Below are 20041 nucleotides of genomic sequence, written 5' to 3'. Positions count from 1 at the left end.
GGTTTACACCTCATTTTTAAGTGGACAAATTGTTTTCGACCTGCTGCCGTTCAAACTGCTCGCGGTACCAGCCGCCTTTGGAGAGCAGCTGCGCGTGGGTTCCTTGTTCAACGATGGCTCCTTCATCCAGCACCACGATCCAATCCGCATGTTCGATGGCGGACAGGCGGTGCGTGGAGATCAGCGTCGTTTTGCCGGAGCGCTGCTTGCGGATATTTTCGATGATCCGCGCCTCGGTCCGGGCGTCGACCGCGGAGAGGGCGTCATCGAGAATCAAGATCTCCGGATCGGAGATGAACGCTCTGGCCAGCGATACGCGCTGCTTCTGGCCGCCGGAAAGGGATACGCCTTTCTCGCCGACGAGGGTGTCAAGTCCGGCTGCGAGCGTGTGCAAGTCGTTATCAAACGCAGCTGTCGCGATTGCTTCCATAATGATGTCGTCTTCGGCCTGGAATTTGCCGAACTGGATATTTTGCCGGACCGATTTAGAGAACAGGATTTGTTCCTGCGGAACATAGCCGATCCAGCTGTGAAGCTGGTTTTGGGTAATGCGCTCGATCGGAACCTCCGAGATCAGAATATCGCCTGTTCCCGTCGGATACTCGTGCAGCAGCTGCTTCAAGAGCGTCGACTTACCGCTGCCGGTGCGTCCCACGACGCCGAGCGTCTGGCCCTTATGCAAGGTCAGGTTAATGTGCTTCAGATTGTCGACCGATGAGGTCGGATACCGGAACGTGACATCCCGCAGCTCAATCGTGTCGGGGCGCTCCACCCGAACCGGATCGGGCGCATCCTGAACGTCCGGCACGACCGATAACGTCTCATTGACCCGGTCGAGGGAGGCGCTGCCCCGTTGCATGACATTGATCAGCTCACCGATTGCAAACATCGGCCAGATCATCATCCCAAGGTACATATTGAACGATACGAGATCCCCCAGGGTAATTTGATTTTTAAAAACGAGATAAATGCCGAAAGCCAGGCCGATCACGTAGCTTGCGCCTACGCACAAGCGGATGGTCGGCTCGAACAGGGCGTCCAGCTTGGCGACCCGCATGTTTTTGCGGTACACATCGTCCGTAATTTCCTTGAACCGGCGCTGGTCCTCACGCTCCTGAACGTACGCCCGAATGACGCGCACCCCGGCGACCGACTCCAGCACCTGGTCGTTCATGTCGCCGAATGCGTCCTGCGCGGCCGTATACCGTTCGTGAATGACCTTGCCGTAAATTTTCATGGCCAAGGCGATAAAAGGCAGCGGCAGGATGGCGGCGAGCGTCAGCTTCCAGCTGATGAGAAAGCCCATCGCCAGCAGCACGACGCTGAGGTACACCGTCGAGTCTGTCATCACAAGCATGCCGAAGCCCGCCGTGTTGGCGACAGAGCGCAGGTCGTTGGTGGCTCTGGCCATCAAATCACCCGTCCGGTTCCGTTCGAAGAACGGAGGGACCATACGCAGCAGCTGGTTCATGTAGCGGGAACGCAGGATGCGCTCCACGAGGTTAGCGCCGCCGAACAGCTTGTGCATCCATATGTAGGTGATGATGTAAATCACGGTGAGCGTACCGAGAATCAGCACAATATACCGTGTCAGCGAAGTCCAAGTAATCGAACCGCGGACGATTTCGTCGATGGCGCTTCCGAGAAAACGCGGGGGAAACAGCTCGCCGATTCCGCAGAGGATCAGCATAATCAAACCGATCAGGTAACGCTTCTTTTCCTGGCGGAAAAACCAGCCCAGGTTTTTAAGTACGGAAAACAAAACTTTCACTTCCTCTCATGTCTAAAATGCCGGCAGTTCTTGCTTGCGGAGTTCATGGAAAATTAAAAAAGGCATACCATCCGTATACGGACGATATGCCTAGCAATCCTACATTTATCATGCGTACGGTTGAGTGTGAGCAGCCGTACCGCGGAAGGTTAATATTCAATGGCTCCAAGTGGCACGATTTCATCGCGCTCCTTAAGAAGGCCTCACCAGCAGGGCTGCTCCAGTATTCAATTGATAAAGATCTTGATGATGGTTGCGTGGATGGAAATTTATCATATTGAACACAGAACTCACCCTTTCTTGTTGATGTTGGTCTTGAGCCCGAGCAGGGAGCACTTACGTATCAAGGAAACGACCTTGCCGGGTTCATTTGGGAATAAATTGAAAACGGATCTCGTATGCAGAAAATTTTATCATCGCGTCAAGAGAGCTGTCAATTTATATTTTCAGGAATCAGCAAAAAAATGTTATGATGTACTTATGAACATACAGATTAGAGAGAGGGAGTGAAACCAGATGGAACTGCGGATCAGCCCAGACGCTGCACGCTGGTACAAACGAGAATTGAATTTGGCAGAGGGCGCGGCGCTTCGCTTTTTTCCCCGCTACAGCTCGGGCGGCGGACTGCATCCCGGATTTTCGCTCGGCATTTCCGTGGAGAACCCGGAGCATCCGGTGCTGAAGGAAGAGCTTGAGGGCGTCACCTTTTTTATAGAGGAACAGGACACCTGGTATCTGCAAGGATACGATCTGGTCGTCAATTATTTGGCAGCTTACGATGACATTGAATATGTATATGAAGCGGAGCGGGAACATAACACTTCCGCCACTTCATAATGATGTTGAACCGGCCGCACTCGCTAAACCAAGCGAATGCGGCTTTTTTTATTGCAAGCTGCAAGGCATGGCGCCATTCACGTCACTTCTTGGAGAAGCCGGAGGGGAAGGCGATCATGCGGTATTCATAGCGGCCGACCTCCAACCGGCCTGCGGTGACACGCTCGCCGCTCAGCTTGTCGAATCCTTCGCGAGGCAGGGTTACGCTCCCGCCTTCCCCGTTCATGTTGACGATGACCCATAACTCCTCCGTCTCCGATTCACGCGGCGCCACGATCGTGCCGGTCGTCACTTCCGCCATCCATGTTACGTTCGCTTCTTTCCCGTAATGGATCAGCATCCGCTCCAGCATCTCGCTGCCTTCGCCTCCTGCAGGCAGCGTGCCGAGCAGCACGATTCTGCCTTGCCCCCGCTTCATTTCCGTCAGGAAGGACAAGCCCGGCGATGGACCGCCGATGAGCGTGCCGACGCTTTTCGCCTCCGCAGGATATCTTCCCGGACGACCTCGCCGCTCCACAACTACGGTTAAAAAGCCGCGCCGTGATAAAGCTTATTCATCATTTGCGTTCCACTCCATTCCGCTGTATGGTTACCAACCCCACTTTAGAAAGGTGGCGCGGTGAAGTAATCGGATATTTTTCAGCGCGAATATCGCGGTATAACACTCTTTTGCCGGCTTTGCACTTTTTTAAAACATGCCGTAAACACGCGCTACAGGAGTCTTCAAAAATGTCTCATTGCCGGAAAAGAAAGTGCTGACTCATAATTAGGCCACAACGCTCGCGAGGCGATGAACACATATGGAGGTGGAAAGCGATGGAGCAGGCGACGGCCCAAGGGAATCTTCCGCAAGCGTCCAAGCCGGTGGTTTACCGCACGAGCATCGCGGCCAGGCTGCGCAGGGACAAATGGCTATACCTGTTAATGCTCCCCGGCTTGCTTTATTTTTTGATATTCAAATATGTGCCCATGTGGGGCGTGCTGCTGGCCTTCCAAAACTATCAGCCATTCACCGGGTTCTGGAAAAGCGAATGGGTGGGCTTCGAGCACTTCCGCCTGTTCTTTGAAAACCCCGAGTTTTTTATGCTGCTGCGCAATACGCTGCTGCTGTCGTTCTACAATCTGGTTTTCTTCTTCCCGGCTCCGATCATATTGGCGCTCCTGCTGAACGAAGTCAGGCTCGCGTTCTTCAAGCGGACCATTCAAACGATGATCTACGTTCCGCATTTTATTTCGATGGTTATCGTGGCGAGCTTGACTTACGTGTTTCTGACGACGGAGGGCGGCACCGTCAATGAGCTGCTCTTCCAATATACGGGCAACAAAATCCAGTTTCTGTCCGATCCGTCATGGTTCAGGCCGATGATCATCCTGCAAACGATCTGGAAGGAATGCGGCTGGGGAACGATTATTTTCCTGGCGGCACTGGCGGCCGTCGACGTGGAGCAGTACGAGGCGGCGACGATCGACGGAGCGAACCGCTGGCGGCAAATTTGGCATGTGACGCTGCCGGCGATCCGCAGCACGATCGTGATCCTGCTGATCCTGCGGATGGGCAGCGTGCTGGATAACGGCTTTGAGCAAATCTATTTGATGCTGAATCCGCTCAACCGCACGGTGGGCGAAGTGTTCGACACTTACGTGTACGCGATGGGTATTACGCAGGGCGCGTTCAGCTACAGTACGGCTGTCGGGCTGTTCAAATCGATCGTTGGCGTCACGCTCGTGCTCGGCACGAACTGGCTGGCGAAAAAATTCGGCGAGTCCGGACTGTACTAACCCATTCAGAAAGGGGAAATCCATCCATGGCCAAGCAATACAGGACCGCGGCCGGCGCTACGTTTGACGTGGCTAACTATATCGTCCTAACGCTGTTCGGGCTGGCCGCTGTGCTTCCTTTCGTCTACGTCATCGCGGGTTCCTTCGCCTCGGACGCGGAGCTGACGCAGAGGGCGGTGTTTTTTATCCCGAAAACCTTTACCTTAGCGGCTTATGAGTTTATCTTTTCAACGGGCACGATCGTCAAAAGCATCGGCGTTTCCATTTACGTTACCGTTATCGGTACGCTCGTCAATCTGTTTTTTACGGTCACGATGGCCTATTCCTTGGCCAAGAGAGGACTTTACGGCCGCAATCTGGTACTGAATCTCGTCATCTTCTCCATGCTGTTCGGCGGAGGGATGATTCCGACATACCTGGTCGTCAAGGAGCTGCACCTGCTCGATTCGCTGTGGGCGCTCATGCTGCCTGGTGCAATCAGCGCGTTTAACCTGATCATCGTCAAAAACTTTTTTCAGGAGATTCCGAAGGAAATTGAGGAAGCGGGCCGCATCGACGGCTGCTCCGAGCTGGGCCTGTTATGGCGGATCGTGCTGCCGCTTTCGATGCCCGTTCTCGCCACCTTCACCCTGTTTTACGCCGTGGGGCATTGGAACGATTTCTTTGCAGCGCTGCTGTATATTAACGATCCGGAAAAATGGCCGCTGCAGGTCATGCTGCGCCAGATCGTCCTGCTGTCACAGGCGGCTGCGGGCGATTTGAACTCGATGGACCCGAATTTTGTGAAACCGCCGGACCAATCGATCAAAATGGCCGTCATCGTCGTCGGCACGATTCCGATTCTGTGCGTGTATCCGTTCCTGCAAAAGCACTTCGCCAAAGGAGTTCTGCTGGGCTCGGTCAAAGGTTAAAGGTAAAAGTCAGGCTGTTCACCGTGTGATCCCGCCGAAATGCTCCGGAATTTATACACATCAGCACTGATTTTTCGCTTGGAGCCCGGGCGGTTTTGCAATATGATCTAACGTTAAAGGGAGGCTATTTTCGTGAAGAAAAAGAATAAGCAAGCGAAACGCGTGTCCACATTTCTTATTTTAAGCACGGTTTGCGCCGCAGCGCTCGCAGGCTGCTCATCCGGCAGCGGCGGCAGCAGCGAGGGCGCCTCGGGCGGCTCGTCCACAGCTCCTTCTGCAAACGCTTCCGCGGAGGCGGAGAAGCCGCTTAAGCTGAACATTATGCTCCCGATTTTTAAAACGAACTATCCGAAGGATGACAGCCCCGTCGCCGCCGAGCTCGAGAAGCTGACGAACACGGACATCCATTTCGAATGGGTGCCGAACGCTTCATACGGCGATAAATTCAACATTACGCTTGCTTCCGGAAATCTGCCGAAAATTATTTACGTGCCCGATTCGAAAGGTCCGAGCTTCGTGAGCGCCGTAAAATCAGGGGCTTTTTGGGACCTGACCGACAAGCTGAAAAATTATCCGAACCTCAGTCAGGCCAATGAAGTCATTCTGAACAACTCCTCGATTAACGGCAAAACGTACGGGATTTACCGCGGGCGCGAGCTCGGCCGTAACGGTGTATATTACCGCCAGGATTGGCTGGAGAAGGTGGGCCTGCAGCAGCCGAAAACGATCGACGATTTCTATAATATGCTGAAGGCATTTAAGGAGAAGGATCCGGACGGCAACGGCAAGGACGACACGTACGGTCTGGTGATGGTCAAATGGACGGCAGGCTGGGGAGCCGGTTTCGACCAGATCAAGCTGTGGTTCGGTGCGCCAAACGTGTGGGGCGAAAAGGACGGCAAGCTGGTGCCGGAATTCGAATACGACGAATATTTCGAAGCGCTCAAGTTTATGAAAAAGCTGTACGACGAGAAGCTCGTCAATCAGGATTTCGCCGTGATGGATTCGGCCAAGTGGACGGATCCGCTGGTCAATGGCCAAGCCGGCGCCATTATCGACGTCGTGGACGGAGCGGCCCGCGCCGACGACAAAATTCATGCCGCGCTAAAAGACGCGGGCAAAGAAGATTCCAGGGAGCAGTACGTGGACGTGTTCGGGGCCGTCACCGGTCCGGACGGACAAATTCATACGCTGCCGACTTCCGGTTTTGCCGGCCTGCTGGCCATCCCGAAATCAAGTGTAAAGAGCGAAGAAGAGGTCGACCGTATCCTGAAGTTTCTCGACCAGCTGAACGAACCGGACCTGCAGACGCTGACCAGCTTCGGGCTTGAAGGCAAACATTACAAGAAGATCGACGACAAGACGCTGGAGAGAAGCTCGGACTCGGTGCTGCTCGAGTCGGAAGTCGAAGGGCTGAATCAGATGGTGCCGTACATTCCGGAAGGCAAAGGGCTCCAGGTGGCCCAAACGCCGCTTCGCTTGAAGCAGACGGAGGTTCAATTGAAAAACCGGGACACGATCGTCGCCAATCCGGCGGAGCCGTTCATTTCCGAAGTGTACGCGCAAAAAGGGCAGCAGCTTGGCAACATCATTAACGATGCCCGGATCAAATTTATCGTCGGCCAGATCGACGAGAAGGGCTGGCGCGATGCGATCGAGCTGTGGAAAAAATCGGGCGGCGACGATTATGTGAAAGAAATCAACGAGCTGTACGCCGCCTCGAAGTCCTGACCGGCCCCAGCGTAAGTGACCAGTGCGGCTGTCCCAAGAGACGGCCGCCTGGGATACATAGGTCGAGCAGTGGTCGGCGGAGGCTGATTTCACAGCAACAAGCAGAAAGCCCCACGTCGTGGGGTTATTTCCGTATCCCCGGTTATTTGAACGATTTTCTCGGATTTCATGCTGGACATACCCGTGGTGCTGAGGTTACTGTTTTCTAAAGGTTTTTTTATGTATGGTTAATTGTATACGCTTACATATTTGAGGGGCATAAGGCTCGCCATAAAGGCGGGGACGACAAATTTTGGATATGGTTGGTGAGCTGACGATGAATGGATGGAAGTCGCTAATGGCCCGCTTATCTGGCGGTGGATCGGGCAGTTTTTACAGAAAAAGCCTGATTATGTTCTTGGTTGTGGCTGGCATCCCCGGAATCATCACCGGGATTCTTGTGTACTCCATGGCTGGCGGGAGGCTGGAGAAAGAACTGCTGAAGCTCCATAATGACCAGATCGAACAGCGGTCGCTGAACATGGATAAGCAGCTGTCCAACCTGGAAATGATGCTGGCGCACTGGGCGTTTGACTCGCGCTTTGATGAATCGCTGAGGGGCCACGACTTCGTGCGCGACTTTGAAAAAACGCGCGACATCACGAACACGCTGCTGGTGATGCAGGGCTCCAATACGATGATCCATAACGTCAGCCTTTATTTGCGCGGAGACCAGCCGATATTGTTTTATCCGGAATACTCAGCCTTGAATGACCGGCAGCTCATCTCCCGGTACGAACGTCTGATGGATGCGGGGAAGACGACGTATTGGACACAGCAGGCGCTTGACCCTGATCAGCAGGAAAAGCGGGAATTGACGTTTGTGCATCTCATCCCGGGGGGCAGCTCAAATCCGCTCGGGGCTTTGGTGGTCAGGCTGGACAACGATCAAGTCGCGGAGGTGCTGAGGACGTTGACTCCTTATGCTGACGGAGAGAACTTTCTGATGGAAGCGGGCGGCGGCCTCTACGTTTCCGCTAACGGCAACCGGATGGATTCGCCTTTTGTCAAGGCGGTCCGCGGTGAAGTGGAATCCGAGGGGAAGGCCCGAGGGTCCTTTCTCTTTGAATGGAACGGCAAAACCTATGCGGTCACGTACGGTTATTTCGCACGAATCATGGACAACTGGCTGTACGTGTCGGCTTCGCCGATTACGAACATTACGGCCCCGGTCGTGCTGATATCCAAAGTCATTCTGGTCGTCAGCGCAAGTGCTCTCCTGCTGGCGGTGCTGCTGGCGTGGCTCGCCTCGAAGCGGATGTATTCGCCGGTCAAACGGCTGATGGCGAATTTGCAGCCGCACGCTTCCTTAGCGGGAATGGGCAGCGTCGACGAATTTGCCATCATCGAGCGGCAGTGGCAGCACTTAAGTCGGGAGAGCCGGGAGCTGAACGCCAAGCTGCTCGAGCAGCTGCCCCACGTGAAGGAGAGCTTTCTCCATCAGCTGCTGCAGGGGTATTTGTACGCCTATTCGGAGGAGGATCTGCGCTCGCGTATGGAACGGTACAGATGGCAGGTGCACGGCAAGCAGTTCGTCGTGCTGTACGTTCACTTGACGGGCATCGCTGCCATGGAGGGGAAATTCAAGTTCGGGGACGAGGGACTGGTCACTTTTGCATCAGTCAACATGATTGAAGAGCTGGCAGCCGCCCATTTCGAGCAGAGCAGCACGATCAATTTCCACGATCTCGGATCGGGCGTGCTGCTGATCCTGCCAGAAGGCGAGCCGTGTGCAGAGCCGATCAAGGTGTTCAGCGAGGAGCTGACGCAAGCGGTCAACCGGCTGCTCAACATGCGCGTCACCATCGCCGTCAGCCGGACCATGAACCGCATCAGCGACATTCCGCTCGCCTTCGAAGGGGTGAAGCATGCCGCAAGCTTCCGCAACTTCGAGCATGACAATCAGATCATCGAGATGGAACAGCTGAACTACGAAGACGGGGCCGAGCCTCCGTATCCGTTTACGCTGGAGCGGGAGTTCCTGCAGGCGCTTCGCACTGGACAGGAAGCGGATGCCCGGGCTCTGCTCGCCGATTTTCAGGATGCGCTGTCTGTACAAGGAGCGAAGGCGATCGATGTCCAGCAGGGAATGCTCCATCTGCTCGGATCCGTACAGCACGCGATCCTTGTATCCGGCATCCAGCCGAACCGGCTGTTCAAAGGCGCCAACTTGTATGAGCAGCTCTCGCAGATGAAAGAGCCGGCCGCCTTCCGGGACTGGTTCGAGGCGAAGGTCATCGCTCCGTTCATGCAGGAGATGACGAACCGGTCGGACTGCCAGGTCAAACAGCTGATGGAGCAGGCGATGATCTACATGCAGCAGAACTACATGCTCGATATTTCGCTCGATAACTGCGCCGACCATATCGGCACGAATCCTTTTTTTCTGAGCAAGTCGTTTAAGCGGGTTACCGGCAAAAACTTTATCGATTATCTGACCGAGCTGCGCCTGGAAAAAGCGAAGGAGCTGCTGCGGGAATCGGAGCTGAAGATCAACACCGTCGCCGAGCAGGTCGGCTACCAGCACAGCTATTTTAACCGGATCTTCAAAAAGCTTGAAGGAATGACGCCAACCCGCTACCGTGAGCTGAGCCGGGCGGAGTAGGCGTCAGCGATACAGTTACGGAAGAAGCCGACAGCGGTTCAACAGGAAACCGCTGCCGGCTTTTTATGCTGCTGCCAGTTTGCGGAATCCCGCCAAGCACACTATTCAGGATGCATTCCCCGGTTGCCCGCCCTCCTGCAAGAATGTGCAAGCCGGGTGAAAACGTGCAATGCTGCCGCATCGGGCCCGCCAAGAAAGTGTCATTGCCGGGAAAACGGCCGTTCTCTACACTGAAGGCGTGATGACAAAAGCGGAAGCAAACGAATTGCCAAAAGGAGATGAGTCCATGAACGAAACCGGAGTAAACGTACGTTGGCTGAAGGACGCCCCGACGGTTCCGGCCGGGGTAACCTGGGGGATGCCGTGGAAGGAAGGAGAGCTGCGGAGAGAAGAGCCGCTGGCGCTGCAGGCTCAAGAGGGTGGTGAAGCTCCCACCCTGCAGAGCTGGCCGGCCGCGTATTGGCCGGACGGCAGTGTCAAATGGACGGCGCATGCGGCCGTTTTTCCCGCGGGAGCACCCTCTAGGTATGCCGTCGAGAAAGGGGGAGCAGGACAAGCGGCATCAGCACTTTCGTTGTCCGTTAACGAGACGGATGAAGGCATCCATGTGGACACGGGAGTTTTTTCTTTTCATATTCCGAAGAGCGGCAGCCGGATTATAGGCAGCATACACCGGGGCGGAATTCTCGTCTGCTCCGGCGGCGAACTGGTCGCCATCAAGGAAGGCGTGAGCGAGCTGACCGGCGTACGCACGATCCGGGAGGAGCGGTATCAATCCCGGATTTATTTAGCGAAGGTGGAGCAGGCTGGTCTGGTGAGAGCGGTCGTCAAGCTGACGGGCCGGCACCGCGCTGTGAACGGGACCGGGGAGTGGCTGCCGTTTTCGCTGCGGCTATACGCTTACGCGGGGCTGGAGTCCATCCGGATCGTGCACACGTTTTTTTACGACGGCAATCCGAACGAAGACTTCGTGAAGGGGCTCGGCATCCGTTTCGCGCTGCCGATGCGGGAGATGCTCTATAACCGCCACGTCCGGTTCGCCGGCGATACCGGCTTTTTGAGCGAATCGCCGAAGACGCTGCATACGCGCCGGACGAAAGGCAAATATATGGAGCTGTTCAAGCGTCAGCTGGATGGCCATACGCTCACCGGCGAACAAATGGACGACGCTTATTTTATGAATCTGCTGGACGAATCGGCTTGCTGGGACGGCTTTAAGGTGGCACAGCTCTCGGCCGATCATTACCGGATGGTCAAGCGGACGCAGCCCGGCTGCAGCTGGGTCAAAGCCGCCGAAGGCCGCAGAGCACGAGGCGTCGCCTACGTCGGCGGTCCAGGTGGGGGGCTGGCGCTGGCCATGCGCCATTTTTGGCAAAAGCACCCCGCCGGCATGGAAGCGCACGGGCTGACGGGAGAAGAGGCGCAGCTGACCGCCTGGTTTTGGTCGCCGGAAGCTCCTGCCATGGACGTGCGCCATTACGATACGAAGCCGCATGTCGAATCGTCGTACGAAGGCGCAGAGGAGATGAGGGCGACCCCTTACGGCGTCGCGAACACGAGCGAGCTGACGATCTGGTGCTGCGAATCGACCCCTTCGCCGGCGGAGCTGGAGGCTTACGCAGCGTATAACGAATCACCTCCGCAGCTTGCGTGCGACCCTGACTACCTGCACAGCCAGGGCGCATTCGGCATTTGGAGCCTGCCGGACCGGGGGACGCCGGTCAAAGCACGTCTGGAAGAGAGGCTGGACGGCATCATCGCATTCTACCAAAGGGAGGTGGAACAGCGGCGCTGGTACGGGTTCTGGGATTACGGCGATTTCATGCACAGCTACGATCCGGCCCGCCACGTCTGGAACTACGACCTGGGCGGCTGCGCATGGCAGAATACGGAGCTGGTTCCGAACATGTGGCTGTGGCTGATGTTTTTGCGCTCGGGACGCGAAGATATTTTCCGGATGGCGGAAGCGATGACGCGGCATACGAGCGAGGTCGACGTATACCATTTCGGCGAATACGCCGGTCTCGGCTCACGGCACAACGTCGTCCATTGGGGCTGCGGCTGCAAGGAAGCCCGGATCGGTATGGCCGGCCTGCACCGGTACTACTACTATTTGACGGGGGACGAACGGATCGGAGACATGATGGACGAGGCGAAGGACGCCGATTATACGACTGTTCACATCGACCCGATGCGGGCCTATTTTCCGAAAGACGAGCACAAGACGCATATCCGGGTCGGCCCGGACTGGGCAGCCTTCAGTTCAAACTGGATGACCCGCTGGGAGCGGCAGAAGGATTCATTCTACCGCGATAAGCTGCTGACCGGCATTGCATGCATCAAGCAGGCCAATTACGGCCTGATTTCCGGCCCGACCTACGGCTACGATCCGCAAACCGGCGTGCTGACGCCGATGGGTGACGACAACTGGGGCCGCCATTTGGCCCTCTGCATGGGAGCGCCGCAGGTGTGGTTCGAGCTGTCCGCCATGCTGAAGGATGAAGAGTGGAACGAAATGATGGCCGATTTCGGTATTTTTTATAACCTCTCACAGGAAGAAAAGGACCAGATCACAGGCGGGGTCATCAGCACGCAGCGGTTTGAGCATCCGGTGCTGACATTGGCGCTTGTTGCGTATGGGGCATGGTACCGGAAGGACAAACGGACGGCTGATTTTGCCTGGTCGACACTGCTTGGGCACCGGTTTGCCTGTACGGACCTTGAGAAAGACGCCGCAGCCGTCACTTATGTTAACGAGCTGCGCGAGTTTGAATGGATGAACACGAACGAGGCGTCGCAGTGGTCGCTGAACACGATCATCAGCCTGGCGCTGATCCCTGACGCTCTGCCGGAGGAGGCGGTATTGGCCGGGCAGAAAGCTCAGGTATGACGCTCGATGAGGAGGCCATTCCGGCCTCCTTGGGAAGGAGGTAAGCACATTCGATGCAAACGGATCCATCGACCGGGAGCGGGAACACACAGGACACCCGCAGCCCGCTTATTCCTGAAGGGTGGCACAGGATTTACAACAATTCGCTCGCGAAGCCGGAGCATGCTGCCGGGTTTCGCATGGAGGGAGAGGCTGCCGTCACGTTTCCTTTGGGCCGGATGCGGCTCGAGAGTGTGCTGGACGAGGCCGAGGGGCAGCGCGCCAATTTTGTGCTGTGGTGCCCGGAGGATTTTCCGGCGGAGGCCGCCATGTCCTGGGATTTTTGGCCGGTGCGCGAGCCGGGCCTAGCGATCATGTTTTTCAGCGCAAGCGGCAGGGAGGGCATGGATTTGTTCGACCCTTCGTTCAAGCCGCGAACGGGAGAATACGATCAGTATCATCATGGCGATATGAACACCTTTCACGTGTCTTACTTCCGGAGGAAATGGACGGAGGAGCGAAGGTTTCAGACATGCAATTTGCGCAAAAGCTACGGCTTTCATCTGGTCGCGCAAGGGGCCGACCCGATTCCAGGCGTGATGGATACGGCCGGCCCTTACCGGATGCTGATCGTCAAGGAGGGGAGGCGCATTACCTTTGCCGTCAACGATCTCCCCTTGTTTGTGTGGGAAGACGACGGAGTATCCTACGGACCGCCGCTTGGAGGCGGCAAGCTCGGTTTCCGCCAGATGGCGCCGCTGATTGCCGAGTATGCCAATTTAACCGTTTATGCCAAAAGCGATCCTTAACCGGCGTATCCTGATAGATCAGGCCGCTGGATGCCTATGGATTCGGCTTTGTGGAGAGCTGTCCGTAAAAATGGGGGCACCCCAAATCCAGACAAAACAAAAACTCCTTTCCGCCTGGAAAGGAGTTTTTGCTGCTGATCGAGACTTTATTAAATGTGCTGCGTATAGTTATCGGTTTCCACCGCAAACTGAAAATCCTCGATATCAAAAACATGCACAGGCACAGCAGCCTCGACGATCCGCTGGATCAGCTCGATCTGATCGGTGAGCACCGGGGCTTCCTCCCGCTGCGAGGACAGCAGCAGCTCCGTCTCTACCGGGTCGAACAGCTCGCCATAGGGAGCGGTGTCCATCGCGTTGATGACCGTAATCCGCGCCGATTCGCCAAGGAGGATCGAAGGACTCTTGGCCCAAGGCATATGGAGCGCTTTCTGAATTTTTTTCTTGTTCAGCGGTTCCTCGAAATAGGCGGTCAGCTCCTTGATTCTGGCCTTCACGTACCTGTCATCCTCCGCAGAGCTCATCAGCGGCTCGTCGCTGTCCTGAAGCTCATACAGCTCCAGCAGGCTGGTATAAGGCACGATATATTCAACCGGGACGCTCGTCTGGAGCAATTCTCCATAGATCGCCACCATGACCGCTTCTGTAACGAATTGTCTAGACATCAAGAACCTCCTGAATCCTAAGTATCTAACCCAAGCTGACCTTGCCGGGATAATGTATAATGATCGATACAGGAACAAAGTCCGATCTTACATTTAAGGATATCTAATCATTGAAGGGGGGAAATGTCAACTCATGAGCGTCAGGAAAAGGCAATTCAGCCCCGATCGGACTGATTATGGCCGCTGCTTTCCCGCCAGACGGAGAGGAGTGCTTCGGTTTGCCGCATGCCGCGGCCGGGTGGATGGGTTCCGCGCCAAGCAGCGGATGCGGCTGACCTGAACAAGGTATGATATAAGAGGCGCCCGGACTGCCGGCGCATATTCGCCTCTACCCACGCCATTAGCCTGATTGACAGCCAGAAAGGAGAGGGAATGTTTTTTGGAATACTGGAAAGCTTATTACCGGTTTGTTAAACCTTATACGAAATGGATTATTTGTACGCTGATCATCGGCATGATCAAATTCGGCATCCCTTTGACGCTGCCGATGATTCTCAAATATGTAGTGGATGACCTGCTGCTTAACCCGAAAATGACGGTATCGGAGCAGGTTACCCGGCTGTTTCTCATTTTAGGGGGCGCGCTCGTCCTGTTTATTATCGTGCGGGGGCCGGTCGAATATTTACGGCAGTATTTTGCCCAACTGATCACGAGCCGGATTTTGTTCGACATGCGGAACCGCCTGTATGCGCACCTTCAGCGCCTGTCGCTCCGCTACTACCAGAATACAAAGGTAGGCGAGGCCATCTCTCGTTTTATCAACGACGTGGAGCAGACGAAAAATATCGTTGAGGTCGGCATGATGAACATTTGGCTGGACATGTTCACGCTGCTGATAGTGCTGGGGGTGATGCTGTACCTGAACCCGGTGCTGACCCTGGTGTCCATCGCCATTCTTCCGCTTTACGGGATCGCGGTCAATGTGTTGTATAAGCGTCTCAAGAAGCTCACCAAGGACCGTTCTCAGGCGCTTGCCGGCATTCAGGCGTATTTGCATGAACGGATTCAGGGGATTTCCGTGATCCGCAGCTTTACCCTCGAGCGCTTCGATCATAAGCAGTTTACGGGCATCAACCAGAATTTCCTGAACAAAGCGCTGGCGCAGACGAGATGGAACGCGCTGACGTTCTCGATTATCAACACACTGACGGATATCGCCCCGCTGCTTGTGATCGGGTACGGCGGCTACCGGGTGATCCATCATGATTTGACCCTGGGCACGTTTGTCGCCTTTTTCGGCTATCTGGACAGGCTGTATGCGCCCCTCAAGCGTTTGATCAACTCATCCTCGGTGCTGACGCAGGCCTCCGCCTCGCTGGAAAGAGTGATGGAATTGCTGAAGGAGCCGTACGATATTGTCGATGCGCCGGACGCGAAAACCCTTCAGGGGCCGGTTCAGCATATTTCGTTTGACGAGGTGTGGTTTAAATACAATGAGGGCAGCGACTGGGTGCTCAAGGATATCAGCCTCGAAATCAAGCACGGGCAGACCGTCGCTTTCGTCGGTATGAGTGGAGGCGGCAAATCCAGCCTCATTTCGCTGATCCCGAGATTTTATGACATTCAGCAGGGCAGCGTGTCCATTAACGGGCAGGATATCCGGAAGCTGACCCTTGAAAGCCTGCGGGGTTCAATCGGTATGGTGCTGCAGGATAACTTCCTGTTCAGCGGGTCGGTGAAGGACAACATTCTGATTGGCAACCCCGAGGCGAGCATGGACGAGATTCAAGCGGCTGCGGTTTCGGCCAACGCCCATGACTTTATCATGAATCTGCCGGATGGGTATGAGACGGAAGTCGGGGAACGGGGCGTCAAGCTGTCCGGGGGGCAGAAGCAGCGCCTGGCCATCGCCCGCGTTTTTTTGAAAAATCCAGAAATTCTAGTGCTGGACGAGGCAACCTCCGCACTGGACCTGGAGTCCGAGCATCTCATTCAGCAGGCACTGCAATCGCTGGCTTCAAACCGGACGACGCTGATCGTCGCCCATCGGCTCTCCACGATCACCCACGCGGACCAAATTGTCGTGATGGAGCACGGGATGATTACGGAGCAGGGAACGCATGCCGAACTGATGGCTTTGGACGGAAGTTATGCACGGCTGTATAATGTGCAGCACCTGGAGGTTTAAACAAAAAAAGAAGAAACCCGTGTCTTCAAAAGACCGGGTCTCTTAACATTCGGAAGAGGCGTCCATAGCGGGCGCCTCTTTTTTAACTTTTGCCGATCAGCAGGGACAGCAGCCCGGCCGCAATCAAAGGCCCTACCGGGACGCCCTTGAACAAGGCGACGCCAAGTACCGTTCCGACGAGCAGGCCGGCGACGATGGTCGGATTGGCCGACATCAGGGAGGCACCGCGGCCGCCAAGATAAGCGACCAGCATCCCGATGGCGATCGCCAGCAGGGACTTCCAGTTCAGAAAGGAGCTTCCGAGCATTTGCAGGCTCATTTTTCCGCTGGCCACCGGTGTCATGACGCCGATGGTCAGGATAATGATGCCCAGTGTCAGCCCGTACTTCTCCAGCCAGGGAAACGCCTGCTGTAAATGCAGCACCCGCAGCAGCAGCAGGATGGTCATCGCCACGGTGATGGTCGTGTTGCTGCTGATTATGCCGAGGGCAGCGAGAATCAGCAGGATCAGTGATGTAAAATCCGTACGGAACATCTCCTTTCATTGGCAGCCGAAAGTACGCCTTTTTTTGATGTATATGACGACGCGGACTGTCTGCTGTGAAAATTGTTATTGATGAGAAGCCCGAACAGCGGCGATATGCTCGGCAATCAGCCCGCCGTGCTTTCGGCCGGTTTCGATAAAGACCTCGTTCGCATTGCGGCCGGACGCGATGACGCCTGCCACGTAAAGTCCGGGCACATTGCTCTCCATCGTTTCCGGGTTAAACAGCGGCTTCTCCATATCCCCGTCCAGTTCGACGCCGCAGGAAGCAAGCAGCTTCCGGTCCGGCCGGAATCCGGTTAAGGCAAGCACAAAATCGTTATCGATTTCGGTCGTATGCCCGTCTTTATCCTGGATGGTGATGGACGACTCCCGAATTTCGGTGACCTTGGATTGCACGTGAACCTCTATTTTCCCCTTTTTCACCATCGCTTCAAACACCGGGCGCACCCACGGCTTGATGTTCTCGGAAACCTCTTCGCCCCGGTAGACCATATGGATGTTCGCCCCAACGCGAATCAGTTCCATGGCCGCGTCAACCGCCGAGTTGCTGCCGCCGATGATCGCCACATTCATCCCCGTATAGGGATGGGCTTCACGGAAGTAATGCGTAACTTTATCCAGATCTTCCCCCGGTATGCCAATATAATTCGGGTGGTCGAAATAACCGGTTGAAATCACGACGTTTCTGGCTTCGTATTGATGTTTTTGTCCGCTGCGGTCAACGGTATGTACCACAAAGGAATGATCCGGCTGCCGTTCCACAGACAGCGCTTCTTCGTACTGGGAGATGGACAAGTCGTAATGATCCGCTACCTTGCGGTAGTAGGACAGGGCTTCGTACCGAAAAGGCTTCTCGTTCGGGGAAGGGAACGGAACATCACCGATCTCCAGCAGCTCCGCCGTACTGAAAAACTGCATGTGGGTCGGATACAGGTAAATGGAGTGGACCAAGCAGTGCTTTTCAATAATATGTGTCGATAGTCCGCGGCGTCCGCATTCGATGGCGGCCGATAGTCCGCATGGACCGGCTCCGATAATAATGACGTCTTGCATGAATTTCTCCTCCTCTGTCTATAAACCACTCACGTTTAATCGTATCGCAAATTTCCGGTAAAAACCACCATGGACAGCCAATAGAGGTCCGTACAAGACGGCATGCGGCTGATCTTTTTAGGTGAACAGGCTGCAAAGATAGTGTTTTTTACATATGCCGTTGACAAATTCGTTTGATCGACATAATATTAGATACATATTAAATTAGATGTTTATTAAAAATATGATTTCGGTATTTCGGCTGGTTCTCTGGCTTGATGGCCAGGAGATCATTTGCAGCCCGGTTCCTTCCGGAAAGCGCTCGGTATATTTTACCCAACCTTTCACGGGATTTATCAAAGGAGGTCCGGCCGAACATCGAATGAGCAATGAAGGGAGCTGACATGTATATGAGTAAAGCAGACGAAATGCAGAAGGGAACCTCCGATCCGGTGAACGAGGCCATGAAGGCGGCAGTGTTGAGAAACTTTTTTGCGGCGGACGGGAGGCTGGCGCAAATACCAGCCCAGTACAAGAAGAAATTGATCGCCATGCAGCATCTGGTGGAGAAGCTTGAGCCGGGGCGCCGTTATACAGAGAAAGAAATCAACGCGTTTATACAGCAGTTTCATGATGATTACGCAACGATCCGGCGCGAGTTTATCATTCACCGGTACATGTCTCGGGATAACGACATTTATGAAATGAACCCCCGGGAACAATGGACGAAGTGGGAGCAGGTTTGATCCCGCCTGGAAATTAAGGCTTGACATGAAACAAGCATTCCGTATATGATGGCAGCAAATGACAGGAAAGGAGACGATATAAAATGATGAAGAGCATTGTATGGAACTGGACCACTCTAACATTTTATATATGGTCTCCTTTGACGGCTGGATAATCGATCGGATTTGAGGACTCACGTCTGATCATACGGCATTTCATCAGCAGGCATGGTTTCATGTTTGCCGAATAAGCCGCGGAGACCTACATGGGTTGCCGCGGCTTTTTTGCGTTCGGTAACGTTTCGGTATGGCATCACAGATTTTGGTATGCCTTTTTCCGGACGTTTCGGTTTGCGCATAAAAGGGAAATGCTCTCTGATTGATTCAGAAGTCATGCCCCCGGAGCCTAAGCTTCGGGGGCTTTTTGTCATTCATTCACAAATTGGAGGGATTTTTACTTGAATTTAGAGCATTATGGATGGAATACGAATTGGCAGCAGAAATGGCTGCAGCGAGATCGCAAACAGCACGTTCCTGGCCGCATCGTCAGCGACTTCGGTCAAATGTACCGGGTCTGGACCTCAGCCGGGGAAGTATGGGGAGAAGTATCGGGCAGGCTGAAGCATGAGCATCAGGACCGGAGCGAGCTGCCGGCTGTAGGCGACTGGGTGGAAGTTCAGGAGCTGGAGCAGGAGGAGCGGGTGATCATCCACAGCGTCTTGGAACGTAAAACCTGTATCTCCCGGCAGGCCGCAGGGGTCGCTACCGTTAATGAGCAGGTCATCGCCTCCAACGTCGATACGCTGTTCCTGGTCAGCTCGCTCAATGACGATTTTAACGTCAGGCGAATGGAAAGGTATTTGATCATGGCCTGGAACAGCGGCGTGACCCCGGTTATACTGCTCAGCAAGGCCGATCTATGCCCGGACGCGGAGCTGAAGGTCGCTGAGATGGAAGGGGCGGCGCCGGGGGTGCCGGTTCACGCCATCAGCGCGCTGGAAGATATGGGACGGGACATCGTCTCCGCTTACTTGGGAGAAGGGATCACCGTGGCGCTGACCGGCTCATCCGGCTGCGGCAAATCGACCATCGTCAACTGGTTGGCCGAAGCCGGCGTGCAGAAGACTCAAGGGATCCGCGAAGATGACAGCCGCGGGCGCCATACGACGACGCACCGCCAGCTGTTCCTGCTGCCCCAAGGGGGCATCATGGCCGATACGCCCGGCATGCGGGAACTGCGGCTGTTCGAAGACGAAGGAGGCCTGGCCCAAGCGTTTTCCGACATCGAGGAGATCGGCGGCCGATGCCGCTTTGCGGACTGCAAGCATGAAGGCGAGGCGGGATGCGCCGTCCGGGAAGCGGTGGAAGCAGGCGTACTGGAGGAGCGGCGGCTGTCCAATTACCATAAGACGCAGCGGGAGCTGAAGTTTCAAGCGGTAAAAGAAGCACGAAGCAGACGCAAGGCTGATCCGAAGGGGCGGGGATCCAAAAGTGGTGCCCCGCGCAAATCCTCATCCTATTGGACGAAGCAGCTGATGGATGAATAAAGCAACAAAAACCACGATGGATACCATCGTGGTTTTTTGGGCTGGA

Annotated in this window: 16 protein-coding genes; 11 read left to right on the top strand and 5 right to left on the bottom strand. The window is 55.2% G+C overall.

Annotated features, from left to right (window positions below; translation table 11 throughout):
- Window positions 1-16: 16 nt before the first annotated feature.
- Window positions 17-1762 (bottom strand): ABC transporter ATP-binding protein, encoded by a 1746-nt coding sequence (locus tag K2F33_RS28395; RefSeq protein WP_251674633.1) that lies wholly within the window; start codon window positions 1760-1762, stop codon window positions 17-19.
- Between the two features lie 525 nt (window positions 1763-2287).
- Here K2F33_RS28395 and K2F33_RS28390 point away from each other — a divergent pair.
- The gene (locus K2F33_RS28390) at window positions 2288-2608 is read left to right on the top strand and encodes a HesB/YadR/YfhF family protein (RefSeq protein WP_263880227.1); all 321 of its coding nucleotides are present in this window, start codon (window positions 2288-2290) and stop codon (window positions 2606-2608) included.
- An 82-nt stretch (window positions 2609-2690) separates the two neighbouring features.
- Here K2F33_RS28390 and K2F33_RS28385 read toward each other — a convergent pair whose 3' ends face one another.
- Window positions 2691-3125, bottom strand: coding sequence for a Beta-galactosidase C-terminal domain (locus tag K2F33_RS28385; RefSeq protein WP_145134835.1), 435 nt, complete (start codon window positions 3123-3125; stop codon window positions 2691-2693).
- Window positions 3126-3424: 299 nt separating this feature from the next.
- Between K2F33_RS28385 and K2F33_RS28380 the strand changes: the two genes are divergently transcribed.
- From K2F33_RS28380 to K2F33_RS28355, 6 genes are all read left to right on the top strand, one after another.
- Complete coding sequence (locus K2F33_RS28380) at window positions 3425-4387, top strand: ABC transporter permease (RefSeq protein WP_163872735.1); 963 nt, start codon at window positions 3425-3427, stop codon at window positions 4385-4387.
- 26 nt (window positions 4388-4413) lie between these two features.
- Entirely contained in the window at window positions 4414-5298 is an 885-nt protein-coding gene (locus K2F33_RS28375) for a carbohydrate ABC transporter permease (RefSeq protein WP_105443577.1), read from the top strand.
- A gap of 132 nt (window positions 5299-5430) precedes the next feature.
- Window positions 5431-7029, top strand: a complete 1599-nt coding sequence (locus tag K2F33_RS28370; protein ID WP_263880226.1) for an extracellular solute-binding protein — start codon at window positions 5431-5433, stop codon at window positions 7027-7029.
- Window positions 7030-7327: 298 nt separating this feature from the next.
- Complete coding sequence (locus tag K2F33_RS28365; RefSeq protein WP_263882475.1) at window positions 7328-9673, top strand: helix-turn-helix domain-containing protein; 2346 nt, start codon at window positions 7328-7330, stop codon at window positions 9671-9673.
- 286 nt (window positions 9674-9959) lie between these two features.
- Complete coding sequence (locus K2F33_RS28360; protein ID WP_263880225.1) at window positions 9960-12563, top strand: exo-rhamnogalacturonan lyase family protein; 2604 nt, start codon at window positions 9960-9962, stop codon at window positions 12561-12563.
- Window positions 12564-12616: 53 nt separating this feature from the next.
- Window positions 12617-13351, top strand: a complete 735-nt coding sequence (locus K2F33_RS28355) for a DUF1961 family protein (RefSeq protein WP_263880224.1) — start codon at window positions 12617-12619, stop codon at window positions 13349-13351.
- A 149-nt stretch (window positions 13352-13500) separates the two neighbouring features.
- Here K2F33_RS28355 and K2F33_RS28350 read toward each other — a convergent pair whose 3' ends face one another.
- Window positions 13501-14016 (bottom strand): ADP-heptose synthase, encoded by a 516-nt coding sequence (locus K2F33_RS28350; protein ID WP_076167894.1) that lies wholly within the window; start codon window positions 14014-14016, stop codon window positions 13501-13503.
- Between the two features lie 133 nt (window positions 14017-14149).
- On the opposite strand from K2F33_RS28350, the gene K2F33_RS28345 reads away from it, so the two are divergent.
- Together K2F33_RS28345 and K2F33_RS28340 are read left to right on the top strand one after the other, a co-directional pair.
- Window positions 14150-14296, top strand: coding sequence for a hypothetical protein (locus K2F33_RS28345; RefSeq protein ID WP_186320103.1), 147 nt, complete (start codon window positions 14150-14152; stop codon window positions 14294-14296).
- A 99-nt stretch (window positions 14297-14395) separates the two neighbouring features.
- On the top strand, window positions 14396-16144 hold the full coding sequence (locus K2F33_RS28340) for an ABC transporter ATP-binding protein (RefSeq protein WP_145134827.1): 1749 nt from the start codon (window positions 14396-14398) through the stop codon (window positions 16142-16144).
- 82 nt (window positions 16145-16226) lie between these two features.
- Here the strand turns inward: K2F33_RS28340 and K2F33_RS28335 are convergent, their stop codons facing one another.
- Both K2F33_RS28335 and K2F33_RS28330 read right to left on the bottom strand, forming a co-directional pair.
- Window positions 16227-16679: a DUF441 domain-containing protein gene (locus K2F33_RS28335; protein WP_076167888.1), complete on the bottom strand. Its 453-nt coding sequence runs from the start codon at window positions 16677-16679 to the stop codon at window positions 16227-16229.
- 75 nt (window positions 16680-16754) lie between these two features.
- Window positions 16755-17744 carry a YpdA family putative bacillithiol disulfide reductase gene (locus K2F33_RS28330; RefSeq protein ID WP_076167886.1) on the bottom strand — a complete coding sequence of 330 codons (990 nt, stop codon included), beginning with the start codon at window positions 17742-17744 and terminating at the stop codon, window positions 16755-16757.
- A gap of 389 nt (window positions 17745-18133) precedes the next feature.
- Between K2F33_RS28330 and K2F33_RS28325 the strand changes: the two genes are divergently transcribed.
- Together K2F33_RS28325 and rsgA are read left to right on the top strand one after the other, a co-directional pair.
- The gene (locus K2F33_RS28325; RefSeq protein WP_240913008.1) at window positions 18134-18469 is read left to right on the top strand and encodes a DUF2087 domain-containing protein; all 336 of its coding nucleotides are present in this window, start codon (window positions 18134-18136) and stop codon (window positions 18467-18469) included.
- 437 nt (window positions 18470-18906) lie between these two features.
- Window positions 18907-19995, top strand: a complete 1089-nt coding sequence (rsgA, locus tag K2F33_RS28320) for a ribosome small subunit-dependent GTPase A (protein ID WP_263880223.1) — start codon at window positions 18907-18909, stop codon at window positions 19993-19995.
- Window positions 19996-20041: the final 46 nt, after the last annotated feature.

The organism is Paenibacillus sp. PSB04 (genome assembly GCF_025809195.1).
Taxonomy (GTDB): domain Bacteria; phylum Bacillota; class Bacilli; order Paenibacillales; family Paenibacillaceae; genus Paenibacillus_AQ; species Paenibacillus_AQ favisporus.
Note: the sequence above shows the minus strand (reverse complement) of the source record. Positions and strands in the feature narration are given on the sequence as shown.

Coding starts and splice junctions, on each gene's coding strand:
- K2F33_RS28330 (WP_076167886.1), bottom strand. CDS start 17,744: ATGCAAGACGTCATTATTATCGGAGCCGGTCCATGCGGACTATCGGCC.
- K2F33_RS28375 (WP_105443577.1), top strand. CDS start 4,414: ATGGCCAAGCAATACAGGACCGCGGCCGGCGCTACGTTTGACGTGGCT.
- K2F33_RS28335 (WP_076167888.1), bottom strand. CDS start 16,679: ATGTTCCGTACGGATTTTACATCACTGATCCTGCTGATTCTCGCTGCC.
- K2F33_RS28390 (WP_263880227.1), top strand. CDS start 2,288: ATGGAACTGCGGATCAGCCCAGACGCTGCACGCTGGTACAAACGAGAA.
- K2F33_RS28355 (WP_263880224.1), top strand. CDS start 12,617: ATGCAAACGGATCCATCGACCGGGAGCGGGAACACACAGGACACCCGC.
- K2F33_RS28380 (WP_163872735.1), top strand. CDS start 3,425: ATGGAGCAGGCGACGGCCCAAGGGAATCTTCCGCAAGCGTCCAAGCCG.
- K2F33_RS28345 (WP_186320103.1), top strand. CDS start 14,150: ATGAGCGTCAGGAAAAGGCAATTCAGCCCCGATCGGACTGATTATGGC.
- K2F33_RS28365 (WP_263882475.1), top strand. CDS start 7,328: ATGGTTGGTGAGCTGACGATGAATGGATGGAAGTCGCTAATGGCCCGC.
- K2F33_RS28325 (WP_240913008.1), top strand. CDS start 18,134: ATGAGTAAAGCAGACGAAATGCAGAAGGGAACCTCCGATCCGGTGAAC.
- K2F33_RS28360 (WP_263880225.1), top strand. CDS start 9,960: ATGAACGAAACCGGAGTAAACGTACGTTGGCTGAAGGACGCCCCGACG.
- K2F33_RS28350 (WP_076167894.1), bottom strand. CDS start 14,016: ATGTCTAGACAATTCGTTACAGAAGCGGTCATGGTGGCGATCTATGGA.